General features: G+C 70.3%; 15 protein-coding genes. 6 read left to right on the forward strand and 9 right to left on the reverse strand.

Features of this window, described 5'->3' with window-relative positions:
- Positions 1-93 precede the first annotated feature (93 nt).
- Positions 94-699 carry a vitamin K epoxide reductase family protein gene (locus tag N1028_RS10750; protein ID WP_259528360.1) on the forward strand — a complete coding sequence of 202 codons (606 nt, stop codon included), beginning with the start codon at positions 94-96 and terminating at the stop codon, positions 697-699.
- Here the strand turns inward: N1028_RS10750 and ndk are convergent.
- The 5 genes from ndk to N1028_RS10775 all read right to left on the reverse strand — a co-directional run bounded on the left by ndk (position 696) and on the right by N1028_RS10775 (position 7,398).
- Positions 696-1,115, reverse strand: a complete 420-nt coding sequence (gene ndk / locus N1028_RS10755) for a nucleoside-diphosphate kinase (RefSeq protein WP_259528368.1) — start codon at positions 1,113-1,115, stop codon at positions 696-698. The two genes, N1028_RS10750 and ndk, sit on opposite strands and share 4 nt — an antisense overlap.
- A gap of 73 nt (positions 1,116-1,188) precedes the next feature.
- Positions 1,189-1,551 (reverse strand): DUF4233 domain-containing protein, encoded by a 363-nt coding sequence (locus tag N1028_RS10760; RefSeq protein WP_259528371.1) that lies wholly within the window; start codon positions 1,549-1,551, stop codon positions 1,189-1,191.
- On the reverse strand, positions 1,548-3,047 hold the full coding sequence (locus N1028_RS10765; protein ID WP_259528373.1) for a bifunctional folylpolyglutamate synthase/dihydrofolate synthase: 1,500 nt from the start codon (positions 3,045-3,047) through the stop codon (positions 1,548-1,550). The genes N1028_RS10760 and N1028_RS10765 overlap by 4 nt, the downstream gene beginning before the upstream one ends.
- Complete coding sequence (locus N1028_RS10770; RefSeq protein ID WP_259528382.1) at positions 3,040-6,573, reverse strand: isoleucine--tRNA ligase; 3,534 nt, start codon at positions 6,571-6,573, stop codon at positions 3,040-3,042. Before N1028_RS10770 ends, N1028_RS10765 begins: the two co-directional genes overlap by 8 nt.
- Before the next feature lie 240 nt (positions 6,574-6,813).
- Complete coding sequence (locus tag N1028_RS10775) at positions 6,814-7,398, reverse strand: TetR/AcrR family transcriptional regulator (protein ID WP_259528397.1); 585 nt, start codon at positions 7,396-7,398, stop codon at positions 6,814-6,816.
- A 70-nt stretch (positions 7,399-7,468) separates the two neighbouring features.
- On the opposite strand from N1028_RS10775, the gene N1028_RS10780 reads away from it, so the two are divergent.
- The 5 genes from N1028_RS10780 (at position 7,469) to N1028_RS10800 (ending at position 13,738) form a co-directional block, all read left to right on the forward strand.
- Complete coding sequence (locus tag N1028_RS10780; protein WP_259528400.1) at positions 7,469-9,118, forward strand: ABC transporter substrate-binding protein; 1,650 nt, start codon at positions 7,469-7,471, stop codon at positions 9,116-9,118.
- Positions 9,119-9,249: 131 nt separating this feature from the next.
- Positions 9,250-10,212: an ABC transporter permease gene (locus N1028_RS10785; RefSeq protein ID WP_259528402.1), complete on the forward strand. Its 963-nt coding sequence runs from the start codon at positions 9,250-9,252 to the stop codon at positions 10,210-10,212.
- A 56-nt stretch (positions 10,213-10,268) separates the two neighbouring features.
- Complete coding sequence (locus tag N1028_RS10790; protein ID WP_259529100.1) at positions 10,269-11,063, forward strand: ABC transporter permease; 795 nt, start codon at positions 10,269-10,271, stop codon at positions 11,061-11,063.
- Complete coding sequence (locus N1028_RS10795) at positions 11,060-12,919, forward strand: dipeptide ABC transporter ATP-binding protein (RefSeq protein WP_259528404.1); 1,860 nt, start codon at positions 11,060-11,062, stop codon at positions 12,917-12,919. Before N1028_RS10790 ends, N1028_RS10795 begins: the two co-directional genes overlap by 4 nt.
- A 57-nt stretch (positions 12,920-12,976) precedes the next feature.
- Positions 12,977-13,738: an SDR family NAD(P)-dependent oxidoreductase gene (locus tag N1028_RS10800; RefSeq protein WP_259528408.1), complete on the forward strand. Its 762-nt coding sequence runs from the start codon at positions 12,977-12,979 to the stop codon at positions 13,736-13,738.
- A 116-nt stretch (positions 13,739-13,854) separates the two neighbouring features.
- Here the strand turns inward: N1028_RS10800 and N1028_RS10805 are convergent, their stop codons facing one another.
- From N1028_RS10805 to N1028_RS10820, 4 genes are all read right to left on the reverse strand, one after another.
- Positions 13,855-14,322 carry a MaoC/PaaZ C-terminal domain-containing protein gene (locus tag N1028_RS10805; protein ID WP_259528424.1) on the reverse strand — a complete coding sequence of 156 codons (468 nt, stop codon included), beginning with the start codon at positions 14,320-14,322 and terminating at the stop codon, positions 13,855-13,857.
- 20 nt (positions 14,323-14,342) lie between these two features.
- On the reverse strand, positions 14,343-15,494 hold the full coding sequence (ispG, locus tag N1028_RS10810; protein ID WP_259528434.1) for a flavodoxin-dependent (E)-4-hydroxy-3-methylbut-2-enyl-diphosphate synthase: 1,152 nt from the start codon (positions 15,492-15,494) through the stop codon (positions 14,343-14,345).
- A gap of 55 nt (positions 15,495-15,549) precedes the next feature.
- Positions 15,550-16,878 carry a M50 family metallopeptidase gene (locus tag N1028_RS10815; RefSeq protein WP_259528436.1) on the reverse strand — a complete coding sequence of 443 codons (1,329 nt, stop codon included), beginning with the start codon at positions 16,876-16,878 and terminating at the stop codon, positions 15,550-15,552.
- Positions 16,879-16,986: 108 nt separating this feature from the next.
- The gene (locus N1028_RS10820; protein WP_259528439.1) at positions 16,987-18,072 is read right to left on the reverse strand and encodes a 1-deoxy-D-xylulose-5-phosphate reductoisomerase; all 1,086 of its coding nucleotides are present in this window, start codon (positions 18,070-18,072) and stop codon (positions 16,987-16,989) included.
- Between the last annotated feature and the right edge of the window lie 32 nt (positions 18,073-18,104).

The raw sequence follows: 18,104 nt of genomic DNA on the forward strand, positions 1-18,104 counted from the left end.
CTAGGCGGCCCCCACGTCGATCGTGGAAACCTTCCACCGATTATCGCACGCATTCCCAGATTGCTCGCTTAGGGCCCGTGCAATAATCCGAACGTGCCATCCGTTGAACGCCGTCCGATCGGTCTCGCCCTGCTGCTCATCGTGGCCGGGATCGCCGGCTGGTACGCGGCGTTCGACCTGACGCTGGAGAAGATCCAGACGCTCATCAACCCGGACTACGTGCCCACCTGCAACATCTCGCCGCTCGTGACCTGCGGGCCCAACATGGCCAGCTGGCAGGGCTCGATCTTCGGCTTCCCCAACCCCGTGATCGGGGTGGCGGCCTTCGTGGCGCCGGTCGTGGTGGGGGTTGCGATCCTCGCCGGGGCGCGCTTCGCGAAGTGGTTCTGGGTGCTCTTCAACCTCGGCTTCGCGGCCGGGATCGTGTTCGTCGTGTGGCTGATGACGCAGAGCATCTTCGTTCTCGGCACGCTCTGCCCCTACTGCATGGTGGTGTGGGCGGTCGTGATCCCGATGTTCTGGTACGTCACGGCGTTCAACCTCAAGGAGGGGCACTTCGGTAACGGCCGGGGCAGCCGCGAGATCGCAGCACTTCTCTATCCGTGGGTGTGGGTGCTCGTGCTGCTGAGCTACCTCGTGATCGTGGTGATGGCGCAGCTGAGGCTGGACGCCATCACCTCGATCTTCTCGACGCTCTAGAACCAGAGCGCGAGCTCGCGCGCGGCCGACTCGGGAGAGTCGCTGCCGTGCACGAGGTTCTGCTGCACGGCGAGGCCCCAGTCGCGGCCGAGGTCGCCGCGGATGGTGCCGGGGGCCGCGGTGGTGGGGTCGGTCGTGCCGGCGAGCGAGCGGAAGCCCTCGATCACGCGGTTGCCGGCGATGCGGATGGCGACGATGGGGCCGGACTCCATGAACTCGACGAGCGGCTCGTAGAAGGGCTTGCCGAGGTGCTCCTCGTAGTGCGCCGCGAGCAGCTCGCGGTCGGGCTCGATCATCTTGAGGTCGACGAGCTGGTAGCCCTTGGCCTCGATGCGGCGGAGGATCTCGCCGGTGAGGTTGCGGGCGACGCCGTCCGGCTTCACGAGGACGAGGGTTTCTTCGACGTACGTGGTCACGGTGGTCCTTCCAGGTTGACTGACGGCATTCACCCTAGCGGGCGAGGACGAGTACTCCGATTCGGCGGGCGCCCTACTCCGCTTCGGCCTGCGCGGCCGCCCAGGCGGCTTTCTCACGGTCGATCTGGGCGCCCTTGATCATGGAGTAGATCCAGAGGCCGATGAAGATCACGGCGATGATGGCGAGGGTGGGCACGAGGAAGCAGGCCGCCACGATCACGCCCTGCAGCCCCCAGCCGAGGGCGTAGCCCCAACGGAACCTCAGCAGCACGACGTTCAGCAGCAGCAGCACGCACACGGCCGCGCCGCCGCCGAGGGCGAGCGGGGCCGGCAGCGCCTTGAGCCCGAAGATCACGAGCGCCGCGAAGAACATCACGACCGCCTCGAAGGTGAGGATGATCGAGGCGAGGCTCTGCCGGACGGAGCCGCCTCTCACTTCTCCTCGCCCTTCCAGCCCTCGGCCGCGGCGCGCGTGATGACCTCGCCCACGAGGGTGATCGACCCCGTCACGAGCACGGCGCCCTTCTCCGAGCCGGAGGCAGACTCGCGGGCGGCGTCCAGAGCATCCTCGAGCCGCGGCTCCACGAGCACGCGATCCGCCCCCGCGATGCCGACGACGATGGAGGCGAGCTCGTCGGGGTCGATCGCCCGGTCGCTCGAGGAGCTCGTGATCACGAACTCGGTGACGACCGGATCGAGGGCGCGCACGATGCCCGCCACGTCCTTGTCCTCGAGCACGGCGATGACCGCCACGACCCTGTCGAAGGTGAAGTACTCCCCCACCGCCGCGGCGAGGGCCGAGGCGCCGCCCGGGTTGTGCGCCGCATCGACGAGCACGGTGGGCTCGATGCCGACCAGCTGCAGCCGGCCGGGCGAGGTGGCGGTGGCGAAGCCCTCCGTGATGACGTCGTCGGCGATGGCCTGGGTGCCTCCGCCGAGGAACGACTCCACCGCGGCCACCGCGACGGCGGCGTTGTGTCCCTGGTGCGCGCCGTAGAGCGGCAGGAAGATGTCGCGGTAGGTGCCGGCGAGGCCCTGCACGGAGACGAGTTGGCCGCCCACGGCGACCTTCGACTCGAGCAGGCGGAAGGCCTCCCCCTCGACCGCGAAGGTCGACTCGGTGAGCTCGGCGGCGCGCGCGAGCTCGGTGAGCGCCTCGGCCGGCTGCTGGGCCGTGACCACCTGGGAGGCGGGCTTCACGATGCCGGACTTCGTGCGGGCGATCTCGGCGACGGTGTTGCCGAGCCGTGCCGTGTGATCGAGCGAGATGGGGGTGATGACCGCCACTTGGCCGTCGGCGACGTTCGTGGAGTCCCACTCGCCGCCCATGCCGACCTCGATCACGGCGACGTCGACGGGGGCGTCGGCGAACGAGGCGAAGGCGAGCACCGAGAGGGCCTCGAAGAAGGTCAGCCGCGCCTCGCCGGCGGCCTCGAGCTCGGCGTCGACGAGCTCGAGGAAGGGCTCGATGTCGCTCCAGTTGGCGGCGAGGGCCTCGTTGGAGATCGGTACGCCGTCGATCATCATGCGCTCGTTCAGGCGCTCGAGGTGCGGGCTGGTGAAGAGGCCGGTGCGCAGGCCGTGGGCGCGCAGGATGCTCTCGACGATGCGGCTCGTGGAGGTCTTGCCGTTCGTGCCGGTGATGTGGATGACCGGGTAGGAGCGCTGCGGGTCACCGAGGAGCTCCACGACGCGGCGCGTGGCCGAGAGCCGCGGCTCCGGCGAGGCCTCGCCGAGGCGGGCGAGGAGCGCCGCGTAGACGGCATCGCCCTGCTCGAGGAACTCGTCGGGGGCGTCGAGGCCGACACGGCCGAACTCGTCGGGCTGGTCGCCCCCGTCGCCGGCCTCGCCGCCTGCGCCGTTCCGGCCGTCGGTGTCGTCCGGGTCGTCAGCGGGCGGGCCGAAGTCTCCGCCGAAGAAGCTGTCAGACATCCTGGGTCACCGTCTTCCGGCTCACGGCGATCAGCAGATCGTCCTGGTTGGCGTACTTGCCCGCGGGGATGCGGACGAAGTGCTCGGGGGCCGCCGCGGTGATGCCGCCGAGCCACTCCGACGGGAGCGCCTCGCGGTTCGCGGGGATCGAGGGCGCGGAGGCCGGAGCGTGCACGGTGAAGGTCGTGGCGAGGGTCTCCCCCGCGATGTCGACCGCACCGGATGCGCTCTCGAGCGCCTCCGCGTCAGCGTCGGAGAAGAGCACGAGGTCGAGCACGATCCGGTCGCTCACGTCGAAGCCTGCCGACTTGCGGGCATCCTGCACGGCACGGATGGCGTCGCGCGCGAAGCCCTCCGCGGCGAGCTCGGGCGTGATCCGGGTGTCGAGCAGCACGAAGCCGCCGCGCGGCAGCAGGGCCACGCCCACTGCGCCGGTCTCGGCCGCGTCTCCCGAGGCCTCGAGGGTGAGTTCGTACTCGCCCTCGAGCAGCTCGATGCCGCCCGCGGTGACGACTCCGTGCTCGACCGACCAGCCGTTCGAGCGCGCCGCCTGGATGGCCTTCTGCACGTTCTTGCCGAGGCGGGGGCCGGCGACCCTGGCGTTCACGCTGAGCCGGGAGGAGAGGCCGTAGTCGGCCGCCGAGCTCTCGGCGAGGGCGACGGTCTCGACGTGCTTCACGTTGAGCTCGTCGCGGAGGATGCCCTCGAACTGCGCGAGCGACTCGGCGCCGTCGGTGACGACCGTGAGCTTCGCGAGCGGCAGGCGCACGCGGAGGCCGTTGAGCTTGCGCAGCGAGAGCACGGTCGACGAGATCGAACGCACCTGGTCCATGGTGTGCACGAGCCCGGCGTCGGCCGGGTAGTCGTTCTCGTCTGGCCAGTCGGTGAGGTGCACGCTGCGACCGCCGGTGAGGCCCTTCCAGACGGCGTCGGAGACGAGCGGGAGGAGCGGCGCGGCCACGCGGGTGAAGGTCTCGAGCACCGTGTAGAGGGTGTCGAAGGCCTGCGTGTCCTCCCCCGACCAGAAGCGGTCGCGGGAGCGGCGCACGTACCAGTTGGTGAGCACGTCGGCGAAGTCGCGGAGCTTCGCGGCGGCGAGCGTCGCATCCAGAGCCTCGAGATCGGCGGTCACCGACTGCACGAGCTCCCGCGTCTTCGCGAGCAGGTACCGGTCGAGCACGTCGGTGGAGTCCGTCCGCCACTGGGCGTCATAGCTGTGCTTGCTGGCGTCGGCGTCCCCGCCGCCGACGCGTGCATGGCCGGCGTCGTCGGCGGCTTCGCCGTCGGCGGCGCCATCCCGGGGCTGATGTTCGGCGGCAGAAACACTCGCACTATTCGCATACAGGGTGAAGAAGTAGTACGTGCTCCAGAGAGGGAGGAGCACCTCGCGGACACCCTGGCGGATGCCCTCCTCGGTGACGACGAGGTTGCCGCCTCGGAGCACGGAGGACGACATGAGGAACCAGCGCATCGCATCCGATCCGTCGCGGTCGAAGACCTCGGAGACGTCGGGATAGTTGCGGAGCGACTTCGACATCTTCTGGCCGTCGGAGCCGAGCACGATGCCGTGGCTCACGACGTTGGAGAACGCCGGGCGGTCGAACAGCGCGGTCGAGAGCACGTGCATGACGTAGAACCAGCCGCGGGTCTGCCCGATGTACTCCACGATGAAGTCGGCGGGGCTGTGGGTGCGGAACCAGTCCTCGTTCTCGAACGGGTAGTGCACCTGCGCGAACGGCATGGATCCGGAGTCGAACCACACGTCGAAGACGTCCTCGATGCGGCGCATGGTGGAGCGCCCGGTGGGGTCGTCGGGGTTCGGCCGGGTGAGCTCGTCGATGAAGGGGCGGTGCAGGTCCGGCTCGCCGTCACGGTTCAACGGCAGGCGGCCGAAGTCGGCCTCGAGCTCGGCGAGCGAGCCGTAGACGTCGACCCGCGGGTACTCCGGGTCGTCGCTCTTCCAGATCGGGATGGGCGAGCCCCAGTAGCGGTTGCGCGAGATCGACCAGTCGCGGGCGCCGGAGACCCACTTGCCGAACTGCCCGTCCTTGACGTTCTCGGGCACCCACTCGATCTGCTGGTTGAGCTCCTCCATGCGGTCGCGGATGGTCGTGACGCGCACGAACCAGCTCGAGACCGCCTTGTAGATGAGCGGGTTGCGGCAGCGCCAGCAGTGCGGGTAGCTGTGCTCGTAGCTGGCCTGGCGGAGGAGCCGCCCCTGGGACTTCAGCAGCTGCGTGAGCGGCTTGTTGGCGTCGAAGACCTGCAGGCCCTCGACCTCCTTGACGACCGAGAGGAAGCGGCCGCCGTCGTCGACCGAGATGATGACCGGGATGCCCGCGGCCTCGCAGACCTTCTGGTCCTCCTCGCCGTAGGCGGGGGCCTGGTGCACGATGCCGGTGCCGTCGGTGGTGGAGACGTAGTCGGCCACGAGGATCTGCCAGGCGTTCTCGGTGCCGTACTTCTCGGTGTCGGCGTAGTGGTCCCAGAGGCGGTCGTAGGCCACGCCCTCGAGCTCGCGGCCGGTGACGGTGCGGGTGATCGCGGCGCGCGCATCGTCGGCGGAGTCGTAGCCGAGATCCTTCGCGTAGTTGCCCACCAGGTCGGTGGCGAGCAGGTACTCGGCGCCGAGCACCGTGAGCGATCCGGTCCCCGTGCCGGGGCTCCCGCCGGTCGCCTCCGACGTCTCCCGGGCCACCTCGGTGTCGGCGGTGCCGTTCGGGCCAGCGGGCACCACGGCGTACTCGATGCCGGGGCCGACCGCGAGGGCCATGTTGGTGGGCAGGGTCCAGGGCGTCGTCGTCCACGCCAGGGCCCGCACGGCGGTGAGGCCGAGCGCCTCGGCGCGCGAGCCGACGAGCGGGAACGTCACCGTGACCGTCTGGTCCTGGCGCATCTTGTAGACGTCGTCGTCCATCCGGAGCTCGTGGTTCGAGAGCGGCGTCTCGTCTTTCCAGCAGTAGGGCAGCACGCGGTAGCCCTCGTAGGCGAGGCCCTTCGTGTGCAGCTGCTTGAAGGCCCAGAGCACGCTCTCCATGAAGGTCGTGTCGAGCGTCTTGTAGTCGTTGTCGAAGTCGACCCAACGGGCCTGGCGGGTGACGTACTCCTGCCACTCCTTCGTGTACTGCAGCACCGAGCGACGGCTCGCATCGTTGAAGACCTCGATGCCCATCTCCTCGATCTGGCTCTTCTCGGTGATGCCGAGCTGCTTCATCGCCTCGAGCTCGGCCGGGAGGCCGTGGGTGTCCCAGCCGAAGCGGCGGTCGACCTTCTTGCCGCGCATGGTCTGGAATCGCGGGAAGACGTCCTTGGCGTAGCCGGTGAGCAGGTGCCCGTAGTGCGGCAGGCCGTTGGCGAAGGGCGGGCCGTCGTAGAACACCCACTCGTCCGAGCCCTCGCGGTTCGCGATCGAGGCGCGGAAGGTGTCGTCGCCCTTCCAGAACGCGAGCACCCCCTTCTCCACCTCGGGGAAGCTCGGCGAGGGGACGACGGAGGAGAACTCGTCGGAATCTTTGGGGTACGTCATGATGCTCCTGGACGGGCTGTGTCGGTGTGCTGCCTGTTCCACGAGGACGGCTGCGGGCTCCTGCCCCTCACCGCGGTACCACCTCGCTGACCCGCCGTGTCTCCACGGCCGGCCGCTCGTTCTTAGGCTGTGACGGGCCCGACCCGTTCGGTTCTACTGAGCTCCCGGGCCAGGGCCCGCTCACCGTTCCTCCGAAGGCTCCCCGGTGATCGCCGGTTCATCGCCATACAGCTCTCGATTCTAGCCGATCGCGAAGCCGGTCAGCACGGGATGCGCCGCGCGGGCCACGTAGTCGGCGAGCGGCTCGCGCGCGGGGCCGTCTGCGGCCCAACGACCCACCGCCGCGGCGGCGGCACCCACCACGGCGAGCGCGACGGCACGGGAGCGGAGCGCGGCGTCCTGGCCCGTGAGCCGGCAGCTGAGGAAGAGCTCGATCGCGTCGGCGTGCTGCAGTGCCCGCGCGAGGCCGGCGGCCCTCAGTTCGTCGTCGATGCCCATCGTCTCGTGCTGGGTGAGCACGAGCGGCGCCCGGCCGGCGGGGAAGGCCGCAGCAGTGGCGAGGAGGGCCTGCTCCACCGCCTCGAGAGGCGGGGTGGCGTCGCTCGCCGCTCCCAGCGCATCCGTGAGCGCCTTCAGGCTCGCGTCGAGCTCGACCCAGAGCAGTTCGCTCTTCTGGCCGAAGTAGTTGAAGAAGGTGTTGCGGCTCACGCCCGCGCGCTGCGTGATCTGCTCGATCGTGGTCTTCGCGTAGCCCTGCTCGAGGAAGAGCTCGGAGGCCGCCTCCTCGAGCATGCCCTGGGAGGATGCGCGGGGTCGTCCGGCCATCGTCCCCTCCTTTCGTCGTGGCATCGATCGCGTGTGCAGAAGCAATAAATAGATCGCGTACAATAATGACATGCATCGTCGCCCCGCCGCGCTCCTCGCGCTCACCGCCGCCTCCGCTCTCGTGCTCGCCGGCTGCTCCGCCGCCGAACCCGCCGAGACCCCCTCGACCCCCGTGGCCGGGGGCACGCTCACCTATGCCACCGGTTTCGGCGAGCCCACCTGTCTCGATCCGCACGTGGGCGGCAACATGCCGCAGGCCCTCGTGGGCACGAACGTGCTCGAGTCGCTCTTCTCGCAGGACGAGGAGGGTGAGATCGTGCCGTGGCTCGCGACCGGCGCGACAGTGTCCGACGACGGGCTCACGGTCGACGTGGCCCTCCGCGACGACGTGACGTTCACCGACGGCACGCCGTTCGACGCAGCAGCGGTCGTGGCGAACGTCGAGCACATGAAGGATCCGGAGACGGCGTCCTCCACCGCCATCCTCGCGCTCGGCAAGGTGGCCGAGGTCACCGCCGTCGACGCCACCACCGCGCGCTTCACACTCTCCGAGCCCGACAGCGCGCTGCAGGAGTCGCTCGCGCAGACCTGGCTCGCGATGGAGTCGCCGGCCGGCCTCGCCCGAGGCATGGACGAGAACTGTGCGGGCCCCATCGGCACCGGGCCGTTCGTGTTCACGGAGTGGGTGCAGCAGGACCACGTGACCCTCACCCGCAACGAGGACTGGAACTCCGCACCCGAGGGAGCGGCCCACGAGGGTGCCGCCTATCTCGACGAGATCGTCTGGCGCTTCATCCCCGACTCCGCCACGCGCTTCGCCGCGCTGCAGTCGGGCGAGGTCGACGTCATCGACGAGATGCAGCCCGACAACGTCGTGGCCGTGCAGGAGGCCGCTGCGACCGGCGGTGACTTCGACGTGCTCGTGGGAGCCCTGCCCGGTGCCTCCATCCGGCTCGAGCTCAACTCGGGCTACGCGCCGTTCGACGACGAGCGCGTGCGGAAGGCGTTCATCCACGCCGCCGACGTGAACCCGGGCATCGAGAGCCTCTTCTTCGGCACCGTCGACCGCTCCTACTCGGTGCTGTCGTCGTCGACGCCGTTCGGGGCCTCGTTCGAGAGCGAGTACACGATCGACTCCGACCTCGCCAACGAGCTGCTCGACGAGGCCGGCTGGACGGAGCGCGATGCCGAAGGCTACCGGGTGAAGGACGGCAAGCGCCTGACCGTCGACTTCCCGATCTCGACGAACCAGTCCATTCCGGCCGAGGTCTCGCTGTTCGAGCAGATCCAGGCCACCACGAAGGCCGTCGGGTTCGACGTGCAGCTGCACCCGCTCGACCTGTCGAGCTGGTACGGCGCCCTCGCCGAGTGGGACTTCGGGGTGACGAGCGCGATCTACACGAAGAACTCCCCCGACGTGCTGCGCATCCTCTACCACTCCGACAACATCCAGCCCGCTCCGAGCGGCTACCACCCGAACCACTCGCACGTCTCCATCCCCGAGCTCGACGCGGCGCTCACCGAGGCCGGTCAGACGTCCGACCCGGCCGAGCGGGCCGCGCTCTACGAGCAGGCGCAGAAGATCCTCGCCGAGGGCGCGTACGTGCTGCCGCTCTACGACCACCTGTCGAAGATCGGCTACTCCACCGACGTGCAGGGGCTGTCGCTGCTGCCGACGCTGCAGATCCCGTACTTCGGCGACGCGTGGGTGCAGGAGTAGGCGGGCGAGGAGCTCGCGGCGACGATCGACGGAGTTCCGCCGGTTCCGCCGGCCGGGGCTCCGTCGTCTCCGACCGGGAGGGCGATACTCCGTCGTCTGCGACCCGGCCGACCAGGAAACAGGGCGACCGGGTGGGATTGCGGCGGGCCGGACGGATCGGGCTGCGGGTGCTCGGCGGGGTGTTCGTGCTCTGGGCCGCGGCTACGCTGACGTTCTTCGGGCTGCGGCTCATCCCGGGCGACCCGGCCCAGGCCATCCTCGGGGGGCCCGGATCGCAGGCGAGTGCCGAGGCGCTCGCGGCGGTGCGGGCCGAGTACGGGCTCGACCAGTCGATCTGGGCGCAGTACGGGCTCTACTTCTCGCGGCTCCTCGGCGGCGACCTGGGGTCGTCGTACTCGCTGCGCACACCGGTCTCCGAGGTGATCGGCGCGCAGATCGGCGGCACGCTGCTGCTCGCCGTGCTCGCGCTCGCGGTGGCCTGGGCGATCGCGCTCGGGCTCGCGGTGTGGTCGACACGCGGCGGGCGGGTGGCCGGGGTCGTCGGCTCGGGGCTCGAGATCGTGGCGGCCGCGGTGCCGCACTTCTGGCTCGCGACCGTGCTCGTGCTGATCTTCAGCACGACGCTGCGCTGGCTCCCCGCCGTCTCGACGCAGGGGCCCGAGGGGCTCGTGCTCCCGGTGCTGACCCTCGCACTTCCGCTCGCCGGGTTCCTCGGGCAGGTCATGCGCGAGTCGGTGCTGGATGCGCTCGACGCGCCGTTCGTGCTCTCCGCCCGCGCCCGCGGCGAAGGCGAGAGCGGTGTGCGGTGGCGGCACGTGCTGCGGCACGGAGCGCTCCCGGGCATCGCCCTCTCGGGCTGGGCGTTCGGGTGGCTCATCTCGGGCGCCGTGGTGGTCGAGACGATCTTCGCCAGGCCCGGGCTCGGGCGCACACTGCTGAACGCGGTGCAGCTCCGTGACGTGCCGCTCGTGATCGGGGTCGTGCTCGTCGTGGCGCTCGGCTACGTGATCATGACGGTGCTGACGGATGCGGTCTCCCGCGTCGCCGATCCTCGACTCGCCGTGCGCGAGCGGGAACAGGAGCGGGTCTCGTGACCGCGCTGATCGGGGCCGAGGCGGACGTGCGGGCGCGCGGAGGCGACGGCGGGCGGATGCTCGGGGCCGCCCAGTGGGTCGCGATCGCGTTCCTCGGGTTGCTGCTCGTGGCCGCCGTGGCGCCCTGGCTGCTCGCCCCCGGCGACCCGCTCGCCATCGATCCCGGCGAGGCATTCCTCGCACCGCAGTGGGGGCATCCGTTCGGCACCGACGAGTCGGGGCGCGACATCTACACGCGCGTCGTGCACGGTGCAGCACCCTCGCTCGTGATCGGCGTGGCCGCCACCGCCATCGGCATCGCACTCGCGCTCGTGCTCGGGCTCGCGGCGGCACTCGGCGGGCGGATCGTGGACTTCGGGGTGAGCCGGCTGCTCGAAGTGCTGTTCGCCTTTCCGGGGCTGCTGCTGGCGCTCCTCGTGATCACCGTCTACGGTCCGGGAGTCGTGACCTCGACGATCGCCGTGGGGCTCGCGACGGCGCCGGGATACGCGCGCATCATCCGCTCGCAGACCCGATCCGTCGCCGCCTCCCCGTATGTCGAGGCCGCCGTCGTGCTCGGCCGCTCGCGCACCCGCATCCTGAGTCGGCACATCCTGCCGAACGCGGTCGTGCCCGTGTTCGTGCTCGTGACGCTCGGGGTCGGCCAGGCCATCGTCTGGGCGGCCGCGCTCAGCTACCTGGGGCTCGGAGCCGAACCGCCCGCCGCCGAGTGGGGTGCGATGCTCTTCGCCGGCAAGAACTATCTCGCCACGGCGTGGTGGCTCACGTTCTTCCCGGGGCTCGCGATCGTGCTGAGCGCGGCCGCCACCACGGTGCTCGGTCGGGCACTGCAGAGAAGGAGGCCGCAATGAGCGGGGGCGACGAGACCACGGGAGTCGGAGAGGTGCTCGTGCGGGTCGAGGGCCTGCGGGTCGGATTCGGTGGCGGGCGGAGCGGATTCGGCGCTCGCTCCCGCGCCTCGGAGCGCGGGCCCGCCGTGGTCGACGGGGTGTCGTTCGAGGTGCGGGCCGGGCGCTCGCTGGCGATCGTCGGCGAGTCCGGGTCGGGGAAATCCGTCACGGCGCGCGCGCTCGTGGGGCTCGTGGGCCCGGGGTCGTGGGTGACCGCCGACGCTCTCGAGGTCGACGGCATCTCGATGCTCGGCGCCTCCGCGGCCGCCTGGCGCCGCGTGCGAGGCGGGCGGATCGGGCTCGTGGTGCAGGATGCGCTCGTGTCGCTGGATCCGCTCCGCCCGATCGGGCGGGAGATCGCCGACGCGCTGCGGCTGCATACGACGCTGTCGGAGGCCGGGAGACGGGCCAGAGTGGAGGAGCTGCTCGAGTCGGTCGGGATGCCGGAGCCGCGCTCGCGGATGCGACAGCGGTCGGGCGAGCTGTCGGGCGGGCTGCGGCAGCGGGCACTGATCGCCTCCGCGCTGGCCGCCTCTCCCGCCCTGCTGATCGCCGACGAACCCACGACCGCACTCGACAGCACCGTGCAGGCGCAGATCCTGGGGCTGTTCGAGACCATCAAGGCTCGGGGCACCGGGCTGCTGTTCATCAGTCACGATCTCGCCGTGGTGTCGCGGATCGCCGACGACGTGCTGGTGATGCGCGGGGGGCGGGTCGTGGAGGCGGGGACCGTCGAGGCCGTGCTCGGGGATCCTCGTTCTTCGTATACGAAGGCGCTGCTTCGGGCTGTGCCTGCGGGGGTTGCTCGGGGGGTCTCGCTGGTTGCTCGGGGTGGTTCGCGGGTTGCTCGGGGTGGTTCGCCTGTTGCTCGGGGTGGGAGCAGTGGGGTGGACATTCCCTCCGAGTCGCGTCCCGCATCGGCTTCGCCGACGCCTGCCAGGCCCACCAGCGCCTCGGAGGGAATGTCCACCCCACTGCTCCCGGGGTCGGGCGAGGCGCGGGTGACCAGCGCCTCGGAGGGAATGTCCACCCCACTGCTCCCGGGGTCGGGCGAGGCGTGGGTGCTCGAGGTTGCTGGGGTGTCGAAGACGTTCGGGGGGCTTGGGGGGCGCAAGGCTGTCGACGGGGTCTCGTTGGGGGTGAGGGCTGGGACGACTGTGGGGCTCGTGGGAGAGTCGGGGTCGGGGAAGACGACCGTGGCGCGGATCGTGCTGGGGCTGACTGCTCCGGATGAGGGGAGCGTGCGGCTGGGCGGGGAGGCGTGGGTTCCTGGGCGGGAGCGCGATCGGCGGGCGCGGCGGGCTTCGTTGGGGGCCGTCTATCAAGACGCACTGTCGTCGTTCGATCCGCGGTTGACCGTGCAGCAGATCCTCTCGGATGCACTGAGGGGCCAGGGGTCGGTCGAGGGGCTGCTGGAAGAGGTGGGGCTCGAGGCGCGGGTGGCGTCGGCCCGGCCGCTGCAGCTGTCGGGCGGGCAGCGGCAGCGGGTGTCTATCGCGCGGGCGCTCGCTCCGCAGCCGAGCGTGATCGTGCTCGACGAGCCGGTCTCCGCTCTCGACGTCTCGATTCAGGCGCAGATCCTCGACCTTCTCGATGCCCTGCAACGGGAGCGGGGGGTCGCGTACCTCTTCATCTCGCACGATCTGGGAGTCGTGCAGCACATGAGCGATGAGCTCGCCGTGATGAAGGACGGGCGGATCGTGGAGCAGGGACCTGCGGCCTCGGTGTTCGCCGCGCCTTCGCATGCCTACACGCGGGCGCTTCTGGCCGCGGCCCCCGTGCTGCGAACCCGGGAGGGGGGCGCCCTGGCCTGGTGATGGCCTGCAGATTGTCATACGATCGCGTCATCACTTCTCTACGACAAGGATGTCGACGTGCCTGCTGCCCCTGCTGCTGATCTGAACGACGTCGTGGCCATCGTGACCGGGGCGGCGAGCGGCCTGGGAGCCGCTGTGGTGGGGCGGTTCCGCTCACGCGGTGCTCGTGTCGTGGCGGTCGACCTCGATGAGGGGGTGCGAGGGCTCGAGTCCGACGACGGGGTCGTGGCCGTGGTGGGCGACGTGTCGCATCCGGGAACGGCCGAGGCCGCCGTGGCCGCCGCCCTCTCGCGATTCGGGCGGATCGATGTGCTCGTCAACAACGCCGCGCGGTTCCTGCTGAAGCCGCTTGCCGAGACCTCGCTCGAGGAGTGGGACGGGCTGATGACCACGAACGTGCGGAGCATGTTCCTGTTCAGCCGGGCGGCGCTGCCCGCGATGGTCGAGCGGGGCGGGGGCGCCGTGGTGAACGTGACGTCGATCTCGGGCATCGTGGGGCTCGCGAACCAGACGGCGTACGGGGCCACGAAGGGGGCGATCGCGAACTTCACCAAGGCGCTCGCGATCGAGTACGCCCCCCATGGCATCCGGGCCAACGCGATCGCGCCGGGCACGATCGACACGCCGTTCATCCGGCGCCCTCTCGCCGAATTGCCCGATCCGGAGGCGGTGCTCGCCGGGATCGCGGCGACGCATCCGCTCGGCCGCATCGCCCAGCCCGAGGAGGTGGCCGACGCGATCGTGTTCCTGGCCTCCCCCGCCGCCGCCTTCATCACGGGAGTCGTCCTCCCCGTCGACGGCGGCTACACCGCCGCCTGAACCCGCGCCGCCTCCCCCGCTCGGAAGCCGCCCGCCCCACTCCGCCGACTTGACAGAAGGTGCGCCCACAAGCGCCGACTTGGCACATCTTGTGTCAAGTGGGCGGGGCGGCGGGGTCAGGCGGAGGAGGTGGGGAGGGCCGCGGCCCGGGTGAGGACGAGGATGTCCATGCGGCCCGACTGGACGGTCTCGCCGCGCTGGTTCTGCAGGGTGAGCTGCCGCTCGACGACCGCCGTGGTGCCCGAGGAGGTCAGCCGCGTGCCGAGGATCTCGACTCGACAGGTGAGCGTGTCGCCGATGAAGACGGGCGCGGAGAAGCGCCAGGCGTCGATGCCGAGGAGCGCCACCGCACTGCCTTCGAAGACACCGGTGCGCGCGATCAGCCCCAGGCTGAGCGACGCCCCGAAGAGGCCGGGCACCACGCGCTGGCCGTAGCGGGTGGAGGCGGCGAACTCCGCGTCGGTGTGCACCTGGTTGTTGTCGTTCGTGAGCGCCGTGAACATCACGAGATCGGTCTCGGTGACGGTCTTGCCGGGGGTCGTGAACACCTGACCGGGTTCGAAGTCCTCGAAGTAGTGCGTCACGATGCCAGACTAACGTCGACTCAGACCGTGACGACCTGGGGCGAACCGACCTCTCCTGCGGGCATCTCGGCGGCGAGCCGGTTGGCCTCCTCGATGAGGGTGGCCACGATCTCCGACTCGGGAACGGTCTTGATGACCTCGCCCTTCACGAAGATCTGACCCTTGCCGTTGCCCGAGGCGACCCCGAGGTCGGCCTCGCGGGCCTCGCCCGGCCCGTTGACGACGCAGCCCATGACGGCCACGCGGAGCGGAACGGTCATGCCCTCGAGCCCGTCGGTCACGTCGTTCGCGAGCTTGTACACATCCACCTGGGCACGGCCGCACGAGGGGCAGGAGACGATCTCGAGCTTGCGCTCGCGGAGGTTCAGCGACTGCAGGATCTGCAGCCCCACCTTGACCTCCTCGGCGGGAGGGGCCGACAGCGACACGCGGATGGTGTCGCCGATGCCCTCCGAGAGCAGGATGCCGAAGGCCGTCGCGCTTTTGATGGTGCCCTGGAACGACGGGCCGGCCTCGGTGACCCCGAGGTGGAGCGGCCAATCGCCCCGCTCGGCGAGCAGGCGATAGGCCTTCACCATGATGATCGGGTCGTTGTGCTTGACCGAGATCTTGAAGTCGTGGAACCCGTGCTCCTCGAACAGCGACGCCTCCCACACGGCGCTCTCGACGAGCGCCTCGGGCGTGGCCCTGCCGTACTTCTGCATGAGCGAGGGCTCGAGCGAACCGGCGTTGACGCCGATCCGAATGGAGACCCCGGCCGCGGCGGCCGCGGCCGCGATCTTGCCCACCTGGTCGTCGAACTTGCGGATGTTGCCTGGGTTCACGCGCACGGCCGCGCACCCGGCGTCGATGGCCGCGAAGACGTAGTTGGGCTGGAAGTGGATGTCGGCGATCACGGGGATCTGCGACTTCTTGGCGATGATCGGCAGCGCCTCGGCGTCGTCGCGCGAAGGCACGGCCACGCGCACGATGTCGCAGCCGGAGGCCGTGAGCTCGGCGATCTGCTGGAGGGTCGCGTTGATGTTCGGGGTGGGCGTCGTGGTCATCGACTGCACGCTCACGGGGGCGTCTCCGCCCACGAGCACCTTGCCCACCTTGATCTGCCGGGACTTGCGGCGGGGAGCGAGGGTCTCGGGCGGGGGCTTGGGCATCCCCAAGTTGACTGCTGGCACGGATTCAGTCTAGAACCGCTGTCTGAGCGAGCGGTCAGCGCCGGGTGAATTCCCGTCAGCCGAAGATGTCGACCGGCTTCACGATGTCGGCGTAGACCAGCAGTGCGGTCATGCCGCCGAACAGGATGACGACCGCGAAGGTCAGCGGCATGAGCTTGGCCGCGTCGACGGGCCCCGGATCCTTGCGCTTGAAGAGCTTGGCGAAGAAGCGCCGGATGCCCTCCCAGGCGGCGGCGACCACGTGCCCGCCATCGAGCGGCGTCAGCGGCACGAGGTTGATCACGAACAGCGCGACGTTGAGCGAACCGAGGAGCCCGAGCAGGCTCGCCGCCTTGGCCTCGAGCGAGATGGAATCGAGCGCCGCGATCTCACCGGCGACCCGGCCCACGCCGACCACGCTGATGGGGCCGTTGGGATCGCGCTCCCCCGGCCCGAAGGCTGCCTCGGCCACGTCGTAGAGGCGCTGCGGCAGGTTCACCACGATGCCGATCGTGTGCACGATGTTGTCGCCCACGAAGGCGGGCACCGAGGTGATGGGCTGCGGCGTGAGCGCCTGGGCCGAGCCCATGCCCACGAAGCCGACCTCCTCGATGACGGGCGAGCCCGAGGCATCCGTGACCGTCTCGCCCGCGTCGTCGAGCACGTAGCGCTCGGTGAGGAGCGGGGTGAGGGTGAGGTCGAGCTCCTCGCCGTCGCGCTCCACCACCACGGGCAGGGCGTCGCCCGCGGAGTCGCGGATGATCTCGGTCGACTGCTCCCAGCTCGTGATGGCGGTGCCGTCGATGCTGACGAGGCGGTCGCCCGGGAGGAGGCCGGCCGCAGCCCCCGGCGACTCCTGGTCGCCCGCCTCACAGGTCTGCCGCTCGCTCGTGGCGGGCAGCACGCACGCGCTCACGCTGCCGACGGTCGTGGAGGGCTGCAGGGTTCCGAAGCCCACGAGCACGATCGAGAAGAACACCATGGCGAGCACGAGGTTCATGAACGGTCCGCCGAGCATCACGATCATGCGCTGCCAGACGGGCTTCTTGTAGAAGGCGCGATCCTCGTCGAGGCCGATGGTGAGCTGGGACTGCGCGCGCGCATCCGTGACCATCTGCTGGAAGAAGCCCGTGCTGTTGGAGGCCGCGCGCTCGTTCGCACCGCGCGGCGGGAACATGCCGATCATCGAGATGTAGCCGCCGAGCGGGATCGCCTTGAGGCCGTACTCGGTCTCGCCCTTCACCCGGGAGAACACGGTCGGCCCGAAGCCGATCATGTACTGCGTGACCTTGATGCCGAAGAGCTTGGCGGGCAGCAGGTGCCCGACCTCGTGGAGGCCGATCGAGAAGGCGACCCCGACGGCGATGATGAGCACGCCGAGCACGAACTGAAGGACCGTTTCCACACGGTGACATTACCCGCCGCGGCCGCCGGGGCGCTGATGGTTGGCTGTGCGGGGGTTCTGAGCTCGCCCAGCGCCGGATGCGGTGAGCGAAGGCTCAGGCCCGACGCCTCAGACGGCTGCGAGCAGCCGATCGGCCGCGGCCCTGGCCCAGAGCTCGGTCTCGGCGAGGGTCTCCCGGGTGACGGGAGCGGACTCCGGCTCGAACAGGTCGACCGCGCGCTGCACGGTGTCGACGATGTCGAGGAACCCGATCCGCCCCTCGTGGAAGGCCGCGACGGCCTGCTCGTTGGCCGCGTTGAAGACCGCCGGGTAGCCGCCTCCGGCCCGGCCGACCTGCTTCGCGAGCGCGACGGCGGGGAATGCCACCTCATCGAGGGGCGCGAACTCCCAGGTGTGGGATGCCGTCCAGTCGATCGGCACGCCGACCCCGGCCACGCGGGCCGGCCAGTCGAGCCCGAGGGCGATCGGCAGCCGCATGTCGGGCGGGGACGCCTGGGCGATGGTCGAGCCGTCGGAGAACTCGACCATGGAGTGCACGACCGACTGCGGATGCACCGTGACCTCGATGTCGGAGTAGGGCACGTCGAAGAGGAGGTGGGCCTCGATGACCTCGAGCCCCTTGTTCACGAGGGTGGCGGAGTTCGTGGTGACGACGAGACCCATGTCCCAGGTGGGGTGCGCGAGCGCCTCGCGCGGGGTGACGTCGGTCATGGACGCGCGGCTGCGACCGCGGAACGGCCCGCCGGACGCCGTGAGCACGAGCCGCGAGACCTCGGCGGCCGTGCCGGAGCGGAGCGCCTGCGCGATCGCCGAGTGCTCCGAGTCGACGGGCACGATCTGGCCGGGCGAGGCCGCGCGCTTCACGAGGTCGCCGCCCACGATGAGGCTCTCCTTGTTGGCCAGCGCGAGCGTGCGGCCGGCCTCGAGCGCGGCGAGGGTCGGACCGAGTCCGACCGATCCGGTGATGCCGTTCAGCACCACGTCGGCCTCGACGTCGCGCACGAGCTGCTCGGCCTCGAGCTCGCCGAGCCCGGTGTCGTCGACACCGAATTCGGCGGCCTGCGCGTCGAGCCCCTCGCGGTTGCGGCCGGCCACGAGGCCCACCACGTCGAACCGGTCGGGGTTCTGCCGGATGACGTCGAGCGCCTGCACGCCGATGGAGCCGGTGGAACCAAGGATGATGACGCGCTTCACGCGTTCATCATCTCATTGTCCCACCGGCTCCT

The organism is Herbiconiux oxytropis (genome assembly GCF_024979315.1).
Classification (GTDB): Bacteria; Actinomycetota; Actinomycetes; order Actinomycetales; family Microbacteriaceae; genus Herbiconiux; species Herbiconiux oxytropis.

Coding starts and splice junctions, on each gene's coding strand:
- N1028_RS10780 (WP_259528400.1), top strand. CDS start 7,469: ATGCATCGTCGCCCCGCCGCGCTCCTCGCGCTCACCGCCGCCTCCGCT.
- N1028_RS10770 (WP_259528382.1), bottom strand. CDS start 6,573: ATGACGTACCCCAAAGATTCCGACGAGTTCTCCTCCGTCGTCCCCTCG.
- N1028_RS10795 (WP_259528404.1), top strand. CDS start 11,060: ATGAGCGGGGGCGACGAGACCACGGGAGTCGGAGAGGTGCTCGTGCGG.
- N1028_RS10775 (WP_259528397.1), bottom strand. CDS start 7,398: ATGGCCGGACGACCCCGCGCATCCTCCCAGGGCATGCTCGAGGAGGCG.
- N1028_RS10765 (WP_259528373.1), bottom strand. CDS start 3,047: ATGTCTGACAGCTTCTTCGGCGGAGACTTCGGCCCGCCCGCTGACGAC.
- N1028_RS10790 (WP_259529100.1), top strand. CDS start 10,269: ATGCTCGGGGCCGCCCAGTGGGTCGCGATCGCGTTCCTCGGGTTGCTG.